Genomic DNA, 16,673 nt, shown 5'->3' with positions numbered 1-16,673 from the left:
CTCTTACCGACCGAAAGCGTAAAGCGTGTCGACAAGATGCTTGCCCAACTCGTCGGTCACTTCGCCCATGGCTTCCTGATAAACCGGGTCCCAGGTTTGCAGCAGGTTTGCCAACTCTTCGTCGGTGACCTTATGGTAGGTTGCCTTGGCCTTGATGTTCTCGGCTTCCTGGACACTCACTTCGCGAAGCTGCTTGGTGCCCTTCACGGTGGTCTCGTTCGACAGATCGGTGACGATCTTCTTCTGCTCGTCCGTCATGTCGTCCCACACGTCCGCGCCGACCAAGGTGATCAACATGTTGCCCGCGAACCCGTAGTCCGAGAAGTAGGGAGCGACTTCGTAGAGGGAGTTGGACAGGTAGATCGATCCCGAGATCAGCGCGCAATCGATGGTGCCGTTCTGCAAGGCCGGATAGATGTCCGACGCTGGCAGAGAAACAGGACTCGCGCCAGCCGCTTCCATCTGCTTGGCCTGCCAGCGGCCAGCGGTCCGAACCTTCTTGCCGCTCCACTCTTCCACGGATTCGAGGATCTCACTGGTACAAGCCAGGCCGCCCCCGAAGGCGGGCATGATCCAGAGCGCCTTTGCATCATGGGGCGCCAACAGCTTTTCTACGTCGGGAAAGATCTGTGGCATCGCCTCTTCGGTCAGCGGATTATTCACCGGGACGCTGAGGTTCAGCTCCAGATAGCCAAAGGCCGGGATCGTACCAGCCATGGCCGAAGCCACACCCATGGCGGCTGGAACCACGCTGCCTTGAATGGCATCGAGCGTTTCCGGAATTGTCACTAGGGCCGAGTTTGCGACCGGCTCAAAAGTGATCTCGCCGTTCGTCGCGGCGGATACCGCGTTGGCCCACTCGATACCGATCTTCGAGAATTCGTTGGTCTCGTTGAATGGCAGTGAATACTGCATGTCGGCTGCGGCTTGCGTTCCGATGATGCTCGCAATTAGCGCACCTGTCTTCAGTTTTGTCATTTCTGTTTCCTCCCATTTGGTTGGCTGTCCCCGTCACTGCGATCGGTTGACGCCCTTTTCAGGCCTTGCGCGCAGCGCAGAGGCATGAATTCACTTCCGGCCGCGTTGGTCGGCATTGGGGGTCTCGTGAGGCGGCGCCGGTGGCGTCACAGCTAGCAACATGGATGATGCGATGCTGTCGATTACGACCTCAGGGCATTCAGGCCTTGCCATTTTCCTCTCCTCCCGGTGCGGTGGCCCTGTGGGCCAAACACTCCGGCTCCCCTCTCCTGACCCCAGCACCGGTCCTCTCCGGTGCCTGCGGACTTGCCGATGCTGCGGGTTAGATTTCGTCCAGATAACTGCCGGTCTTCCGGACCCGCCGTGCTCCCTACGCACAGGGTTCGGTCGCTCATCGGCCGGACGTCTTGCCCTTGGCTCTGAAGGGTTCAACACGTGCGAACCCAGATGTGTCCGGATGTGTTGCGGTCCCTTGCGGGCGGTCGAACCACCCTTCAATTCGATATTGCGTAGATTTCTAAGCTATGCAAATTGATATTGAGGGGCGGCTTTATTCGCGTGGTGAATTTAGGGGGGAGCATGCACGGCTTGAACAACTTGGACCTGAACTTGCTGAAAGTTTTCGACGCAATTCAGCAGGAAAGAAGCGTTTCGATCGCGGCGGATCGACTCAATATGACACAACCAGCGGTCTCCAACGCCCTCAACCGGCTCAGGCAGACGCTTGGCGATCAGCTTTTCGTGCGGACGCGCAACGGAATGGAGCCGACGCCCCTGGCCCAGATGATCAGCAATCCGGTGCAACAGGGACTCAAGGGAATTGAGACCTCTATCATGCAAGGGTTGTCCTTCGTCCCGGCTGAGTTGACCCGAGCCTTCACCATCCTTGCGACCGACGTGGGAGAAGAGACCTATATCGCCGCACTTATGAAGGTTCTTGAGACCGAAGCGCCGAACATAGAGATCAGCGTTTTCGAAGCGCCCTTGGACGAATATGAAACGCTCCTCGAATACGGATACGCCGACTTCGCCATCGGCCGGCTGGAGATCTCCGAGCGCTTCAGCCGAGAGCACATGGCAAGTTGCCGTTATTCCGCACTGATTTGCTCCAAACACGCGCAGAAGATAGGAGTTACGGAAGGCAGCACGATCCCGCTCGACGTCTACCTGGCACATCGTCATATCAACGTTCTGACACGGGCCACGCCTGCGCATCGCCATCCGGTCGATGTCACCCTCAAGCAGATGGAGCGCCCCAGAAAGATAGCGCTGACCCTGCCTCACGCGTCCGTACTCTCAGAAATCCTTCTCGGCACCTCACTGATTGCCACGGTCCCTGACCCGGCCGTGGCGCCGATTCGGGCACGGGCGGACCTCGTCAGGGCGCGCCTGCCGTTCGAGACAGAGACGCTTCAGGTGCTGTTGATTTGGCACCGGCGCCAAGAGATGGACAAGGGCCACACATGGATCAGAGAGCAAATCTTGAAGCTGCCGATGGCGGCCTGGAACGTAAAGGATGTCATTGAACCGCGGTGATCTGTGCCCAATGTCTTCATGTTGAATGTGTCGTGCCTGCTTTCATTGGGGCAGATTGTTCGTCAATAATTTCAGATTGTTGCGTTAGGCCGCGACGTGACTGGAAAATCCACCGAAACAAGCTTTATTCACCCTCGTGATTTTATCTGAAGATTAAATCAATTTGAGTAACACCGATGGCCATGCCTACGCTGTCCTCAGGATGACAGATTACTAGACCGCATTCGGCGCCGAGCGAGGACGACGCAGGAACATGGTCAGGTCATCCAAAATTCTGGAGGAGGAAATCGAATGGGAAACCTTCGAAACGACGCCATTGATGCACAGACCGCCCGGCGTGCCGACGCGGTTCACACCGGGGCAGACCTGCTGATCGACACGCTGGTCGGACTTGGCGCCGAAAAGGTATTCAACATCACAGGGCTTGGAATGCTGGGACTGGCCCGCGCCCTGATGACCCGCCGCAAAGAGATAAATTGCGTAAGCCATCTGAACGAGACGAACCTGACCATGATGGCGCAGGGCTACGCACGTCAGACGGGCAAGCCGACGTTCTGCATCGTGTATCACGCCTCCGGCACCGCTCTAGCGATGATGTCGGTCACGACGGCCTGGGCGGACAATATTCCCATGGTGATAGTGTCGACGACCGGGTCGCGCACGACAAGCGGACGTGATCAGTATGCCGCGACTCCTCGCTCATTGACCGAAATGAGCGCGCAGTTCACCAAATGGAACTACGACATCACGACGCCTGAGCGCATTCCCGAAATCCTTGCCCGCGCTTGGGAAATCGCATCGACCGCGCCCATGGGCCCGGTCCATATCTCGATCCCCTCGGACCTCTACGATATCGAATTGTCCGGCCCCCCGCCCCGCGAGGACTACGCGCGGATGCGTACGTTCGACGCGCCGGTCGCGGACGAACTCGGGTTGGCGGAAACGGCACGGCTTCTGGGCGAAGCGCGTCGGCCGGTGCTGCTTTGCGGCAGTGAGGTCGGGCGTCTCCGGGCCGTCGACGAGATGGTCGCACTTGCCGAGGCAGTGGGCGCTCCGGTTGTGTCCGAACAGGATCCTTCCTTCATGGGGTTCCCGACCAGCCACCACCAGTATGTCGGCACTCCGGCGAACAATGCCGCGATCCTAGCTGAGGCAGACGTCGCCTTTGCCATCGGCTATGAGTTCACCGAAAAAGGCGTGCCCGATGAAAAGCGGATGCTGCCGTCCGGGACGCGGCTGGTTACGCTGTCGGTCGATCCGATGCTGACCGCCAAGCAACTCTGGCCGGACGTGGCCCTGCACGGTCATCCGAAACCAAGCCTCGCCCGGCTGGTCGAGATATTGAAGCACACGCCTGTCGCCGAAGACGCACGGGCACGCAACCGCGAGATCTGCGCCGCACCAAGACAAGCCCGGCAGACCGCGATCGAAGAGGCGGACGCGCTACCAGGCGATCAGTCCCCAGTGCCGCAAAAGAAACTCATCCGCGAAGTGTACAAGCAGTGCGGATCCGACTGGATTATCGTTCAGGCAGGCAGCACCCTCGGCTGGCATGTCGAGACGATGTACGACTTCGACGACCCTCTGAATTTCCACGCCGTATCTGGAAAAGGCAGTGCGCAGGGATGGGGCGCGCCGACGGCGATTGGCATGCAGATGGGCGCCGAGGATCGACGGGTTCTCGCCTTCCTCGGAGACGGGAACCTCATGTTCAGCGCTACCTGCATGTGGTCGGCTGCGCAGCAGAACCTGCCTGTGGTTTTCGTGGTGAACAACAACCAAGGCTGGCTCTGTGTCCCGGATGCGATCGATGCGGTCTACGACATGTCGACCGGTCTTCAGGAACGCAACGAAATGGCATGGACCTGGGAATCCGCACCGGTCGATTTCACCCAGTTCGCTCAGAGCCTGGGTCTTGAAGCCAAACGTGTGACGACCGCGGATGACCTGTCGGCCTGTCTGAAGACGGCAAAGGCAAGCAATCGGCCCTGGCTGATCGAGGTGGTCGGCGAATAGCGCCGGCCTGCGCGCCGGAGGGCGCCATCAATCAAAGCCATCGGGGCCCCGACCCCTAATCCTGCTGCCAAGGGCCGACGGCCCGGCAGCGGGCCGGACCTGAACGACTTCAGCAATGGATACGCGATGAAAGCGGCCTTCTACACCGAAACCGGCGCACCGGAAGTCCTGCAATACGGCGATGTCGAAGACCCGACATGCGGCCCGGCGGACGTCGTGATAAAAGTCAGCGCCATCAGCATCGAAGGCGGTGATCTCCTGCATCGGCGGATAACGCCGGTGGACGGAGCGCGACGGATTGGCGGTTATCAGGCCGCCGGGACCGTCACCATGGTCGGACCCGAGGTCAAATCACTGCGCCCCGGCGACAGCGTTGTGGGGTTCAACTTCTCGTGCTCTCATGCCGAACTCTTCGCGGTTCCCCAACATTTCGCCTACCCGGTCCCCGCCGGTACCGATCTGAAGGCGATGTCAACAGTGCCGGTTGCTTTCGGAACGGCGCATCAGGCGCTCTTCGAATACGGACAGTTGAGATCGGGTGAAACTTTACTGATCCACGGCGCCTCCGGAGGGGTGGGTATCGCTCTCGTCCAGATCGCCAAGCGGGCCGGCGCCCGGGTGATCGGCACCGCTTCTTCACCCGAGAAGATCGCCGCCCTCAAGACGCTCGGTCTCGATATCGGTATCGACGGCAGGACGGGCGACATCAGGGCCGAAACTCTGGCGGCGACCCGGGGATATGGTGTCGATCTAGCGATCGACCTTGTCGGTGGCCCCAAGTTTTCCGACTTATTTGCCGCCATTCGCCCCCGGGGTCGGTTGGTCATGGTCGGCATGGCAAGCGGCGTTCAACCCACGCTTGACCCTGCCGCGATCCGACAATCCGCGGTCACGGTCACAGGCTTCATCTTCGGCAAAGTCATGCACCTTCCCGAAATCGGACAAATGATTTCGGGCCTGCTTTCGGATGTCGCCGCCGGAGAACTCGTGATGCCCGTGGAAAAGACTTTCCGACTGAGCGAAGCTGCCGCGGCGCATCGCCATGTCGAAGATAACCGCCCGTTCGGGAAGGTCGTCCTGATCCCCTGAACAGACCAAACCTAAGCCAGCAAACAATGGAGTATACCATGGCAGACGCGACAGCGAGCACCTTCAAGATAAATGTCGTAGGCATTCCTGAAAACGAAACGATCCCCGAAACCTTCGTCTTCAATGACTGGGGCTGCACCGGCGACAACAAGTCGCCCGGCTTGGAATGGAGCGGGGCGCCCGATGGGACCAAAAGCTTTGCCCTCACGATGTACGATCCCGACGCCCCGACCGGCAGCGGGTTCTGGCACTGGATCCTCTTCAACATCCCCGCCGGGACAACCAGCATTCCGGAAAACGCCGCAGCGACCGGCGACCTTCCGATGCCGACTGTTCAGGGCCGATCTGACTGGGGCGCCCCGATCTACGGCGGTCCGGTTCCGCCACCGGGCGACAAGCCGCACCGCTATGTATTCACATTACACGCCCTGAGCGTTGAAGCTCTGCCGCTCGACGATCAGGCCTCGGCCGCGATGGTCGGCTTCATGGTTCATCAGAACAAGATCGCGTCGACCACCTTCACGGCATACTACGGCCGCTAGTCCCGACGCCGCCCGATTGCACCGGCCGGAGGAGGAGATCGGCCCGCAATCTTAAGGTGAAATCTGGATGTCAGGCCCCAGGGCCTGACTGTCCCGCCCGGATCGGACTTTCGGCACCGTCGTCCGGATGAACGGAATGACCTGGCCTGAAGACGCCGAACCGCGCCGAATAGGGAGGAATAGCATGCAGGACGACACGGTACGCCCCGACACCGGTTTCCAAAACGGACATGAGAGGGTCGGATCATGAGCGACGACACCTTGCTGGACGTGCTCATCATTGGCGCAGGACTAGGCGGCGTCGGAACGGCTGCGCAATTGATCGAAAGCGGATACGACAACATCGCCGTCATCGAGGCCGCAGATAGCGTGGGCGGCGTCTGGCGGCAGCACCGATATCCCAATATCGCCTGCGACACGCCGATCGACCTTTACGCCTACAGCTTCTACCCCGGCACCAGTTGGTCGACCAATTTCGCGCCAGGCAGCGAAATACTAGCCTATCTCCGCGACCTCGCCGACCGGTATGGCGTGACCCGCAAGACGGTGTTCAACACTCGCATCAGTCAGGCCACCTGGAACGATGACGCCGGATGCTGGCGCGTGACGAGTCGCGATGGCCGGACTTGGGCCGCACGGATGCTGATCTGGTCCGGTGGCCTCCTCTCGCAGCCGACCCTGCCTGAGATCAAGGGCCTCGACGGGTTCGAGGGCCAGTCCATCCATACCTCTTTCTGGAACGACGATATTGACCTCGACGGCAAGCGGGTGGCCGTCGTCGGTGGCGGTGCGACCTCAATCCAGGTGGTGCCCTATGCGGCGAAACATGCTGAAAAGCTTTATGTTTTTGTGCGTACCCCCTCCTATGTCATGCCGCGTCCGGACATCTCTTTTGCGGATATCGATCGCGACAGCGAAGAGTTTGCCAGTCAGCAACTGGAACGGCGCAAGGAATGGTTCGACCGTTTCGAAGTGATCGCCAAGTCCCGGTTTCCGATGAACGGCGCCGTGATCGCGGAACAGGAAGCGGCTTGGCGCAAGCTGTTTGACGAACAGGTCAAGGATCCGCATGCCCGCGAGGTGCTGGCGCCGAAATACCGGTTCGGGTGCAAGCGACCACTCTTCAGCACCGACTATTACCCGGCTTTCGAACGCGACAACGTCGAATTGATCGGACGCGGTGTGTCCGGCCTTTCGGAGGACGCGATCGTCGATGTGGACGGCGAGCGTTACCCGGTCGATGTCGTGATCTGGGCCACCGGTTTCGATCCAGCCGGGATGATGGGCGACCTGACCATCACCGGCAGCCAAGGCCGTGTCCTCGCGCAGGAATGGCAGGAGGTCCCGCACGCCTATTTCGGGTCCATGGTCGAAGGGTTTCCTAACTTCTTCATGATCTGCGGCCCGAACGGCGGCGGCGCGTCGGTCACCGACATGGTCGAGGCGCAGACCCGTTTCATCCTTGATGCAATGAAGCAGGCCGAAGATCGCGGTGCAGACATCCTCGAGGTCGACGAAGCGGCTTATGCCGCCTTCAACGACGATATCCAGGCCAGGGCCGATGCCAGCGTCCTCGTTCAGGGGAACTGCGTGTCCTACTACCGGGTCGGCGGCACCGGCAAGGTGTTCACTCACTGGCCCGACACCATCGAAGCCTTCCGCAATCGCGTGAAGAAGGAAGCGCTGTCCGGCGTCCGGTTCAGGGCGTCAAACTCTGCCGGTCCTGCATCGGTTTGACAACACGCGGGGCCGAAGGCCTGCGCGCCTGTCGGAGGAGGCAGACGCGCTCGCTGATACAAGTGCGCGGCAATCAGCCCGCACCAACCAGGGAGGAAAACACATGAAGAAATTTGCAGTCATATCGGCAAGTGCGCTGTGTCTCGCGACGGGGGCGATCGCCGAAGAACATCCCTACTCGCTCCCCTTCAATGCCGCGAACGAATTCTCGCAGATCGGGGTGACATGGGCTGAGACCCTGGCCGAGGCCACCGGCGGAGAGGTGCAGTTCGAGGCCGCTTTCAATGGTGGTTTGGTCTCGATCCCCGAAGCGCTCGACGCTGTGGGCAGCGGCGTGCTGGCCTGTCGCGACGCCTTTGTCGAAACCATAGACGACTGGGCGGGAAAGAAGATCCGAGCAGCCGGACGCTGGCAGGCCAAGCAGGTCGAGATCCTTGGCGGCAGCCCAGTCGCCCTGCCGGCCTCTGACGTCTACACCGCACTTCAGACTGGAACCGTCGACTGTTCGCTGACCGTTCCAACGATCTACCTTGCAAGTTCAATGTACGAGGTCGCGCCGTATTTCTCGGGCTACCAGCTGACCGGCAATGCCTTGATTACCGTTGTCGGAATGGATGTCTGGGATGCGCTGAGCGAAGAGCAGCGGGCAACCGTCGAACGCGTGTCCTCCGAAACAACATTGAGTGGAACGAAAGGCCTGCGCACCATCAACGAGACCGCGCTGACACAGGTTGAAACAACGGCCAACCTCTATCGCGTGACCGAAGAAAATCGCCAACGTCTCGCCCCGGCCTGGGACCCGGTCTTTGCCGAACTCGCGTCAGAGATCACTGACGAAACCAGCAAGAGCCTGGTGACCACATTGACATCGCTTCGGCAATAATTCGGGCGCCCTGCACTTGCCGGTCGTACAAGCGTGCGGTTGGCATTCAAGGGCATGGCCGGCTCAACCACCGGCCAAGCCTAACGCAATAGTCGCAACATTCCGAGGCGGACAGGGCATCAAAGCGACACAGAGATTTTCAGGAGGGTTGCCCGCATGGCGACCGTGACAGGGAGGGCAAAACCATGAACACAGGTCTCGAGATTCAGACCGGCGCAGAGCAGCAAAGGGCACGCAGCCAGCAGCTGGGCGATCTGCTGCGGCGAAGCGCGGCCCGGTATCCAGACCGGCTCGCCCTCGCCTTCCGCGAGCACCGGGACACATTCGCCGATCTGAACGACGTGGTGAACCGGACTGCGAATGCACTGATATCGCTTGGCATATCGAAGGGGGAAAGGGTTGCCATCCTGTCACGCAACAGCCGTGCGTTCGTCATCGTCCGCTTTGCGCTCGCAAAGATCGGGGCCATCGCAACGCCCGTCAACTTCATGCTGAACGCCGAGGATGTCGCCTACATTCTGGATCACTCTGGGGCCCGTGGCCTGATCTGCCAAGATACGCTCTGCCCGGTCGCGGAGGAGGCGCTGGACCGGATCGGGGGCGGCCCCGACATTCTGCTCTCTATCGCGCATGGGGGCGGAGCGGTGTCCGACCGGTGGAGCCCGGTCGAAGACCTTTTTGCCTGTGCCGATGCCTCCGAGCCTTGGACAGATGTCCAGCCCGACGACCCGATCCAGATGATGTACACCAGCGGCACGGAATCCCGGCCTAAGGGCGCGATGATGAGCACTTCCGCGCTGCTCGATCAGTACGTCACCGTCATCGTGGATGGAGAGATGCAGCCGGACACTGTCGAACTTCACTGCCTTCCGCTCTTTCATTGCGCCCAACTGGATTGCTTCCTGACCCCCGACCTCTACCTCGGCGCGACCAGCATCCTGCATGATGGGGCCGACCCGGCGGCCATGTTCGCCGCTATCGAGGCGGAAAAGGTGACCAAGCTTTTCTGTCCGCCCACGGTCTGGATCCTGCTGCTGCGCCATCCCGAGTTTGACAAGCACGACCTGTCGAGCCTGCGTCAGGGCTATTACGGCGCCTCTATCATGCCGACCGCCATCATCGAGGAATTGTCGGCGCGACTGCCGAACATGCGGCTCTACAATTTCTATGGCCAGACCGAAATGGCGCCCTGCGCGACAATCCTCAGACCGGAAGAACAGCTGACCAAACTAGGATCCGCGGGCCGTCCGGGCCTGAATGTCGAGACGCGTGTGGTCAACGATCAGGACGATGAGGTCCCGGTCGGGGAAGTTGGCGAGATCGTGCACAGAAGCCCCCACCTTACGCTTTGCTACTATAACGACCCCGATAAGACGGCAGAGGCGTTCCGCAACGGCTGGTTCCACAGTGGCGACCTCGGACGGTTCGACGAGGATGGGTATCTTTACGTCGTCGACCGCAAGAAGGACATGATCAAGACCGGCGGAGAGAACGTCGCGAGCCGCGAGGTCGAGGAGACCATATTTCGACATCCCAAGGTTGCAGAGGTTGCTGTCTTCGGCGTTCCGCATCCGAAGTGGATCGAAGCCGTCGTCGCCGTCGTGGTGCCAAAACCAGGGCAGAATGTGACCGCCGAAGAGGTTACCGATTACTGCCGCGGCGCGCTCAGCGTATTCAAGACACCCAAGCACATCGCCCTGCGGGACAGCCTTCCGAAGAATGCGAGCGGGAAGATCCTGAAGCGTGAGCTGCGTGAGGAGTTCGCTGTATTATTCGAAGGGTAGAGTAACCATAAACGCTGATTAATCAAAGAGATCAGCGTCGCGACTTTTCAGCTGTTCCGCTTTGGCAACGGCCCTAAAATCTTGTGTCTGACGTCCGGAGCCGATCAGCAGTTGTGCATTGGCGCAATTTCGAAAAAAAAAACGCTTTGACCTTACGCAAATATGAACTTGACACTCATAAATTTAGCCATCTACGTTTATTGACAGGATGGCGGGACGAGAGGAGCTCTGCGCCATCCAAAACACAACCTGGAGGAGAACCATGTTTCGATTTTCATATCGGGCGGGGCAGAAGATGCTTTGCCTAGCGCTTGCGGCCAGCCTTGCAGCCCCTGTCTCGGCACAGGACAAAACCCCATTCCGCGAGCATAGCGGCGTTCTGCCCGACGGCACTTCCTGGCTCATCCGCGTCCCGGAGAACTGGAACGGCCGCCTGTTGCGCGATCTCGATTTCGCCAGCTTCATCCATGTCCCGGGCTACGCGCCCCGTTATGAAGATCTGCTGGCGCGCGGCTATGCCTTTGCCGGTCTGGCGCGCCATCCCCTCCGGCTCTGGCAATACGATCCGCAGCGCGAGATCCTGAACCTCCAGACCGTTCAGGACACCTTCACCCAGCTCGAAAGCGAGCCCGACATGGTGATGCAATACGGATGCTCCGGCGGCGGTCTGGACAGCCTCGCCTCGGCCGAAGATTACCCCGACAAGATTGACGGCTCGGTGGTGCTTGCGGCCCATACACCGGTCTGGATCATGAACAGTTTTCTGGACGGTTGGTTCGCGATGCGGGCGCTGCTGGCGGAAGATTTCGTGGCACAGGGCCTGGGCCAGGCCTCGGATCTGACGGTCGCTGGTCTGCCGAACGCAGGCGCGGGCGGCGATCGTAACCTTGACGCAATCCGAGCGTCGTGGAAGAGCGCTATCGAAAACGCGGGCAAGACGCCCGAAGGTCGCGCCCGTCTGGCGCTCGCCTTTGCCATTGGTCAGTGGTCGCCCTGGATGGTCGAGGGAACCGACCTGCCCGACACGTCCGATACCGCCGCGATGGCTGACATGGTGGTAAAATCGGCGATGCGTAATGCCGGCAATGTCGGCGGCACCGCGCGGCTGCTCTTCGAAAATGCGGCGTCGGGTCAGCAGTTGTCCGGAAACGAAGGCGTCGACTACGCCGCGTTCTACGCCAACGCCGCACCGGCGATGAAACAGCTGGTCGAGGCGCTATATGCCGAAGCCGGGCTGGACCTTCAGGCCGATCTTGCGACGATTGAGGCTGAACCCCGGATCGCGGCGTCGAACTATGCGCTCGACTTCTGGGCCGGGGACGGACGCACCACGACCGGAGAGCTCGAAGTTCCCGCCATCCGGATCCACATGCTGGGAGACTGGGCCATCCCCTATTCGCTGATGCAGGGGTACGAGGCGCTGGTCGAACAAACCGGCACCACCGACCTCTATCGGCAGGCCCTCGTTCAGGGGACCGGGCACTGCGAATTCATGGCCGCAGAAAGCAGCGTGATCGTTGAAATTCTGGCCGAACGGATCGAAACCGGCACCTGGCCGGAGGTCACGCCCGAGGCACTCAACACGGCCGCGGCCGCGCTGGAGACGGGATCCGATCCCCGCTTCGTCGAATTTGGCGACTGGCGCGTTGGGGCGTACAACCGTCCCTGGACGCCGAGCCAATGACCCCTCGCGGGGTCTGCCCACCTGGGTGGACCCCGCCCCTAGCCTGACAGGAGCTCGACGTTGCGCGTCAGCAAGACAGACTACCGGATCAGCATCGCCAGTAGGAATTCAGGCGACCGACAGACACATCGGATGACGACCGGCGCGAGACCTCCCCGCGCCGGCTTTTTCGTAATCTAGGGCACGCTTGGAATGCCTATCGTGTCATTATGTGGAGACGAAGGGATTGATCTCGAAATCGTAGGGCAAGCCGACGAGGTCCCAACCACGTTTGAGGTCCGCGACGTGCCGCGCCATCCAAAGCTCGGCCTCGTCCGGATCCTGCCGCTCGACGGCGTCGAAGATCTTTTCATGCGCTGCCATCTCGCGCGGCCGGGCCTGCTCGAGCACCGGTTTGAGGTGCCGCGAGGCCGGAAAAAGCAACTGCCCGATCGGGAAACGGGTCAGTAGAAGCGCGACATTGTTGCTCGCCTCCGCAATCAATGCGTGAAACGCGAGGTCGATCTCGTAATCCGCCCGTCCTGTTTCCATCGCATCCCGGAATTCGATCAGGTTTGCCCGCAGCGGAACCAATTGATCTTCTGTCCGGTGGATTGCCGCCAGTCTCGCCGAAAGCGGTTCGACCTCACGACACACCTCCCAGAGTTCGAGGAACGTAATGCGTGACAGGACCATGGCATCGGTGGCGCGCGGCGCGATCTGCGACGTGTCCGGGATCGACACGAAAAGTCGCCGGCGTCCCGAACGCCGGACCAGCCCGTCGGCTTCGAGCTGACGGATCCCCTCGCGCACGGTGGACCTGTTGACCCCAAGTTTCTCGGCAAGACTGAGCTCCGACGGAAAGGGCTCACCCGGTTGGAGACTGCCCGACAGGATGAGTTTGCGGATCTCGCGCGACACGACCTGATAGGCCGGCGGCGCCGACAACGCCTCGATTTTTAGGTCTTGAACCATTGTGCTCCCATAGTTCCGCGCACCGCGCCGACCTTGATCACCGCAAGGTGTCAGGCCGTCTTGATGTCCCGCAGCACGTTCTTCAAGACCTTGCCGTTCGCATTGCGCGGCAATGGCCCATCCAGAAAGGTCACGAGGTCGGGAACCTTATAGTCGGATAGTCGGGCAGAACAATAATTTTTGATCTCGTCCGCGTCCACCTGATTTCCATCCAGGAAAATGTAGGCGTGCACCCGCTCGCCCAACACGTCGTCAGGGACGCCCACCACTGCCGCTTCAACGACCAAGGAATGCGACGCCAGCACGTCCTCGACCTCGATACAGTAGACCTTGAAGCCCGCGCGGTTGATCATGTCCTTCTTGCGGTCGAAGACGCGGACGAAGCCATTCTCGTCTTTTGAACCGATGTCGCCCGACACCCAGTATCCGCCGGTGAACCCCTTGGCATTGCCTTCCGGGTTCTCCCAGTATCCCGGCACCACCATCGGTCCTCCGATCAGAAGCTCTCCGCTTTCGCCGGGGGCCACTTCACGACCAGCGTCGTCGACCACGATGATGTCAGCAAGGGGCAGCACCTGTCCCACAGTATCGGCATGTTCTGCGATCTGGCCGCCCGGCATGATGGTGACCGGCGATGTGGTTTCGGTCGACCCGTAGACATTGTGCAGCACCATGTTCGGCAGGTCCCTTGCCAGCGCCGCAATTGTGGATTGCGGCATAGGCGCACCGCCGAAACCGGCCACCCTCCAGCAGTCCAGATCAAAGGAACGGAAATCGGGGTCGAGCAGGCACAGATTGTACATCGCGGTGTCAATCGGCATTGAAGTTTGACCCCCTATCGGCATCCAATATTGACCCCCTTGGTGGTGAGCAGGCCCGGCGCTGCGTAGCCCTCACATAGCGCAGCGGCGGCGGGCCTGCGGGGTTTCGGGTTGGCGCTATGCGCGGTTCTTGAAGCGCCAGCTTTCGTTACCGGTTTCGACGATTTCGCAATGGTGGGTGAGCCGGTCGAGCAGTGCGGTGGTCATCTTGGCATCGCCGAAGACGCTGGGCCATTCGCCGAAGGCCAGGTTGGTGGTGACGATGATGGATGTGCGTTCGTAGAGTTTGCTGATCAGGTGGAACAGCAATTGGCCGCCGGTCTGGGCGAAGGGCAGATAGCCGAGCTCGTCCAGGATCAGGAAGTCGAGGCGGGAGATCAGGTCGGCGGTCCGGCCCTGGCGCTCGGCGCGGGCTTCGGCATCGAGCTTGTTCACCAGGTCGACCACGTTGAAGAACCGGCCCCGGCGCCCTGCCCGGATACAGGTCCGGGCGATGCTGACGGCAAGATGGGTTTTGCCGGTGCCTGTGCCGCCGATCAGGACGAGGTTGCGCTGATGGTCGAGGAAGTCGCCGTTGGCCAGGTCGCGGATCAGGGTCTCGTTAACCTCGGCGGCCTCGAAGTCGAACTCCTCCAGTTCCTTGGCGAGCGGCAACTTGGCGATGGTCATTTGGTATTTGACTGACCGGGCCTGCTTCTCCCTGATCTCGGCGGTCAGCAGGTCACCAATGATCTGTTGCGGCTCGTGCTGGCGTTTGACGGCGGTGGTCAGGACCTCGTCATAGGCGGCCCTCATTCCGTAGAGCCTCAGCTTTCCCATCGCGTCGATTACCTCGGATCTTTCCATTCTGTGTTCTCCTCAGGCTGTCATATCGGTTGCAGTCGGCAATGGGCTCGCAGGCCAGCTTCAGCGCATCCGGGGTGGTGATTGTCAGGGGTGGTGGCGGCTCGCGGTGCCGGGCCAGGATGTTCAGCACGACGCCTGCGGAATGGACATTGTGCGACAGGGCTTCGGCGCAGGCCGCCTCGACCGCATCAATCCCGTCGGTCAGCACGGCGCTCAGGATGTCGACCATCTGCCGGTCACCGCCCGGCTGGCGTTCCAGCTTGCGCCACACGCGGCGGATTGGCACCGGCAGCTCCCATTCCCTGAAGGGCGCCCCGTTGCGAAGGGCGCCGGGTTTGCGGGCCAGAACGGGGATGTAATGCAGGGGATCGAAGATGGTTTTGTCCCGCCCGAAGGCCCGCTCATGCTGGCCAACGATTTGCCCATCCTGCCAGCATTCCAGCCGGGCGGCATAGGCCCTGATCTCCACCGGCCGCCCGACCGCCCGGGCATCGACCGAGTAGCGGTTCTTGTCGAACCGCACGAGGCAGGTCTTGGACACCGATGCGGGAACTGCATGGAATCCATCGAAAGGGCCGACGTAAGGCACAAGGCTCGGGCGCTCGTCCTCGAACACCTCCCAGATCGTCTTGTCGCGCAACTCTGGATGTTTGTTCGCCTTGGCATAGGCCAGGCAGCGATCCTCCAGCCAGGCGTTCAACTCGGCATAGGATTTGAACTTCGGACGCGGCACGAAGAAGCGCCGGCGGATCACGCCGACCTGGTTCTCGACTTGGCCTTTCTCCCAGCCCGAGGCCGGGGTACAGGCCACCGGGTCGACCAGGTAATGGCCGCACATCTGCTGGAACCGCCGGTTATAGGCCCGATCCTTGCCAATGAAGATCGCGTCAACGGCGGTCTTCATATTGTCGTAGATGCCCCGCGCACAGGCCCCACCGAAGAAGGCAAACGCCTTGTCGTGGGCGTCGAACACCATCTCCTGTGTCTCTCTGGGATAGGCCCGCACAAACGGCATCCGGCTGTGGCTCAGGCGCACATGCGCAACCTTCACCGTCGTGGTCACGCCGTCAATCAGGACAACCTCATGGCTCCAGTCGAACTGATAGGCTTCGCCCGGGTCGAAGCTCAGCGGCACGTAGGCAGCGGCGGAAGCTTCCCGGGTCGCCTTCGACCAACTCGCCGCATAGCGCCGCACCGCATCATAGCTGCCGTCATAACCCCGGTTGCGCAGCTCTTCGTAAATCCGAACCAGTGTCAGCCGCTGGCGTTTGGGTTGCCGGTCATTCTCAGCCAGCATCTCATCCAGATCGGACCGCCACGGGTCGATCTTGGGGCGGGGCTGCGTGGACCGGTCATAGCTGAACTCGGTTGCCCCGGACCGCACCACCTTCCGCACCGTGTTCCGTGATACCCGCAGCTCCCGGCAGATCTGCTTGATCGACTTCCCCTGGATGAAATGCGCCCGCCTGATCTTCGCAATCGTCTCCACAACCAACATCCCCAAATCGCTCCCTCAATCCTTTGAGGAAGCTTCTGAACAGAAATATCAGGGGGGTCACTTTTGGACGCCGATTACCCCAATACAGGGGTCAATCTTGCATGCCGGTTCACAGGTCAATAGCACTCGCAGCTGTCGATGTCTGCTCAGCCCGTCCATTATTGGGAGTGGCCATCTTGCTGCGCGGAAATGAACAAGCATTCTGGGATCTCCGACGCGCCTTTCCTCAGCGCAGACGTTTGATTGAGAAGGTGCGCAAGCTGTCGATGAACCTCGATATGCGACTTCCGCGAAGACGTCGGCAG

13 protein-coding genes are annotated in these 16,673 nt (G+C 60.8%); 8 read left to right on the top strand and 5 right to left on the bottom strand.

All coding sequences use genetic code 11. From position 1 onward, the window contains the following. Window positions 1–3: 3 nt before the first annotated feature. Window positions 4–978, bottom strand: a complete 975-nt coding sequence (locus ACXADQ_RS00875) for a TRAP transporter substrate-binding protein (protein WP_138421459.1) — start codon at window positions 976–978, stop codon at window positions 4–6. Window positions 979–1,557: 579 nt separating this feature from the next. Here ACXADQ_RS00875 and ACXADQ_RS00870 point away from each other — a divergent pair. The 8 genes from ACXADQ_RS00870 to ACXADQ_RS00835 all read left to right on the top strand — a co-directional run bounded on the left by ACXADQ_RS00870 (window position 1,558) and on the right by ACXADQ_RS00835 (window position 12,249). Beyond that, window positions 1,558–2,514, top strand: a complete 957-nt coding sequence (locus tag ACXADQ_RS00870; protein WP_475314013.1) for a LysR family transcriptional regulator — start codon at window positions 1,558–1,560, stop codon at window positions 2,512–2,514. Between the two features lie 291 nt (window positions 2,515–2,805). Continuing rightward, window positions 2,806–4,530 (top strand): thiamine pyrophosphate-binding protein, encoded by a 1,725-nt coding sequence (locus tag ACXADQ_RS00865; RefSeq protein WP_138421461.1) that lies wholly within the window; start codon window positions 2,806–2,808, stop codon window positions 4,528–4,530. Window positions 4,531–4,656: 126 nt separating this feature from the next. Then, the gene (locus ACXADQ_RS00860) at window positions 4,657–5,619 is read left to right on the top strand and encodes a quinone oxidoreductase family protein (RefSeq protein ID WP_138421462.1); all 963 of its coding nucleotides are present in this window, start codon (window positions 4,657–4,659) and stop codon (window positions 5,617–5,619) included. Between the two features lie 38 nt (window positions 5,620–5,657). Then, window positions 5,658–6,161: a YbhB/YbcL family Raf kinase inhibitor-like protein gene (locus tag ACXADQ_RS00855; protein ID WP_050772051.1), complete on the top strand. Its 504-nt coding sequence runs from the start codon at window positions 5,658–5,660 to the stop codon at window positions 6,159–6,161. 246 nt (window positions 6,162–6,407) lie between these two features. Beyond that, window positions 6,408–7,898 (top strand): flavin-containing monooxygenase, encoded by a 1,491-nt coding sequence (locus ACXADQ_RS00850; protein ID WP_475314000.1) that lies wholly within the window; start codon window positions 6,408–6,410, stop codon window positions 7,896–7,898. A gap of 103 nt (window positions 7,899–8,001) precedes the next feature. Further along, window positions 8,002–8,781, top strand: a complete 780-nt coding sequence (locus ACXADQ_RS00845) for a TRAP transporter substrate-binding protein (protein WP_008335495.1) — start codon at window positions 8,002–8,004, stop codon at window positions 8,779–8,781. 185 nt (window positions 8,782–8,966) lie between these two features. Next, window positions 8,967–10,565, top strand: coding sequence for a fatty acyl-CoA synthetase (locus tag ACXADQ_RS00840; protein WP_008335492.1), 1,599 nt, complete (start codon window positions 8,967–8,969; stop codon window positions 10,563–10,565). A 262-nt stretch (window positions 10,566–10,827) separates the two neighbouring features. Next, the gene (locus tag ACXADQ_RS00835; protein WP_235917316.1) at window positions 10,828–12,249 is read left to right on the top strand and encodes a hypothetical protein; all 1,422 of its coding nucleotides are present in this window, start codon (window positions 10,828–10,830) and stop codon (window positions 12,247–12,249) included. A gap of 207 nt (window positions 12,250–12,456) precedes the next feature. Here the strand turns inward: ACXADQ_RS00835 and ACXADQ_RS00830 are convergent, their stop codons facing one another. The 4 genes from ACXADQ_RS00830 to istA all read right to left on the bottom strand — a co-directional run bounded on the left by ACXADQ_RS00830 (window position 12,457) and on the right by istA (window position 16,368). After that, a complete protein-coding gene (locus tag ACXADQ_RS00830; protein WP_008335487.1) occupies window positions 12,457–13,203 on the bottom strand; it encodes a FadR/GntR family transcriptional regulator in 747 nt (248 codons plus the stop codon). Window positions 13,204–13,253: 50 nt separating this feature from the next. Next, complete coding sequence (locus tag ACXADQ_RS00825; RefSeq protein WP_008335485.1) at window positions 13,254–14,024, bottom strand: class I adenylate-forming enzyme family protein; 771 nt, start codon at window positions 14,022–14,024, stop codon at window positions 13,254–13,256. Window positions 14,025–14,141: 117 nt separating this feature from the next. Then, window positions 14,142–14,870, bottom strand: coding sequence for an IS21-like element helper ATPase IstB (istB, locus tag ACXADQ_RS00820; RefSeq protein ID WP_083783480.1), 729 nt, complete (start codon window positions 14,868–14,870; stop codon window positions 14,142–14,144). After that, window positions 14,803–16,368: an IS21 family transposase gene (gene istA, locus ACXADQ_RS00815; protein ID WP_008335500.1), complete on the bottom strand. Its 1,566-nt coding sequence runs from the start codon at window positions 16,366–16,368 to the stop codon at window positions 14,803–14,805. The genes istB and istA overlap by 68 nt, the downstream gene beginning before the upstream one ends. Window positions 16,369–16,673: the final 305 nt, after the last annotated feature.

The sequence above is a fragment of the Thalassovita sp. ABM4_323 genome (assembly GCF_056158665.1).
This window is presented reverse-complemented; position numbering and strand designations above follow the sequence as displayed.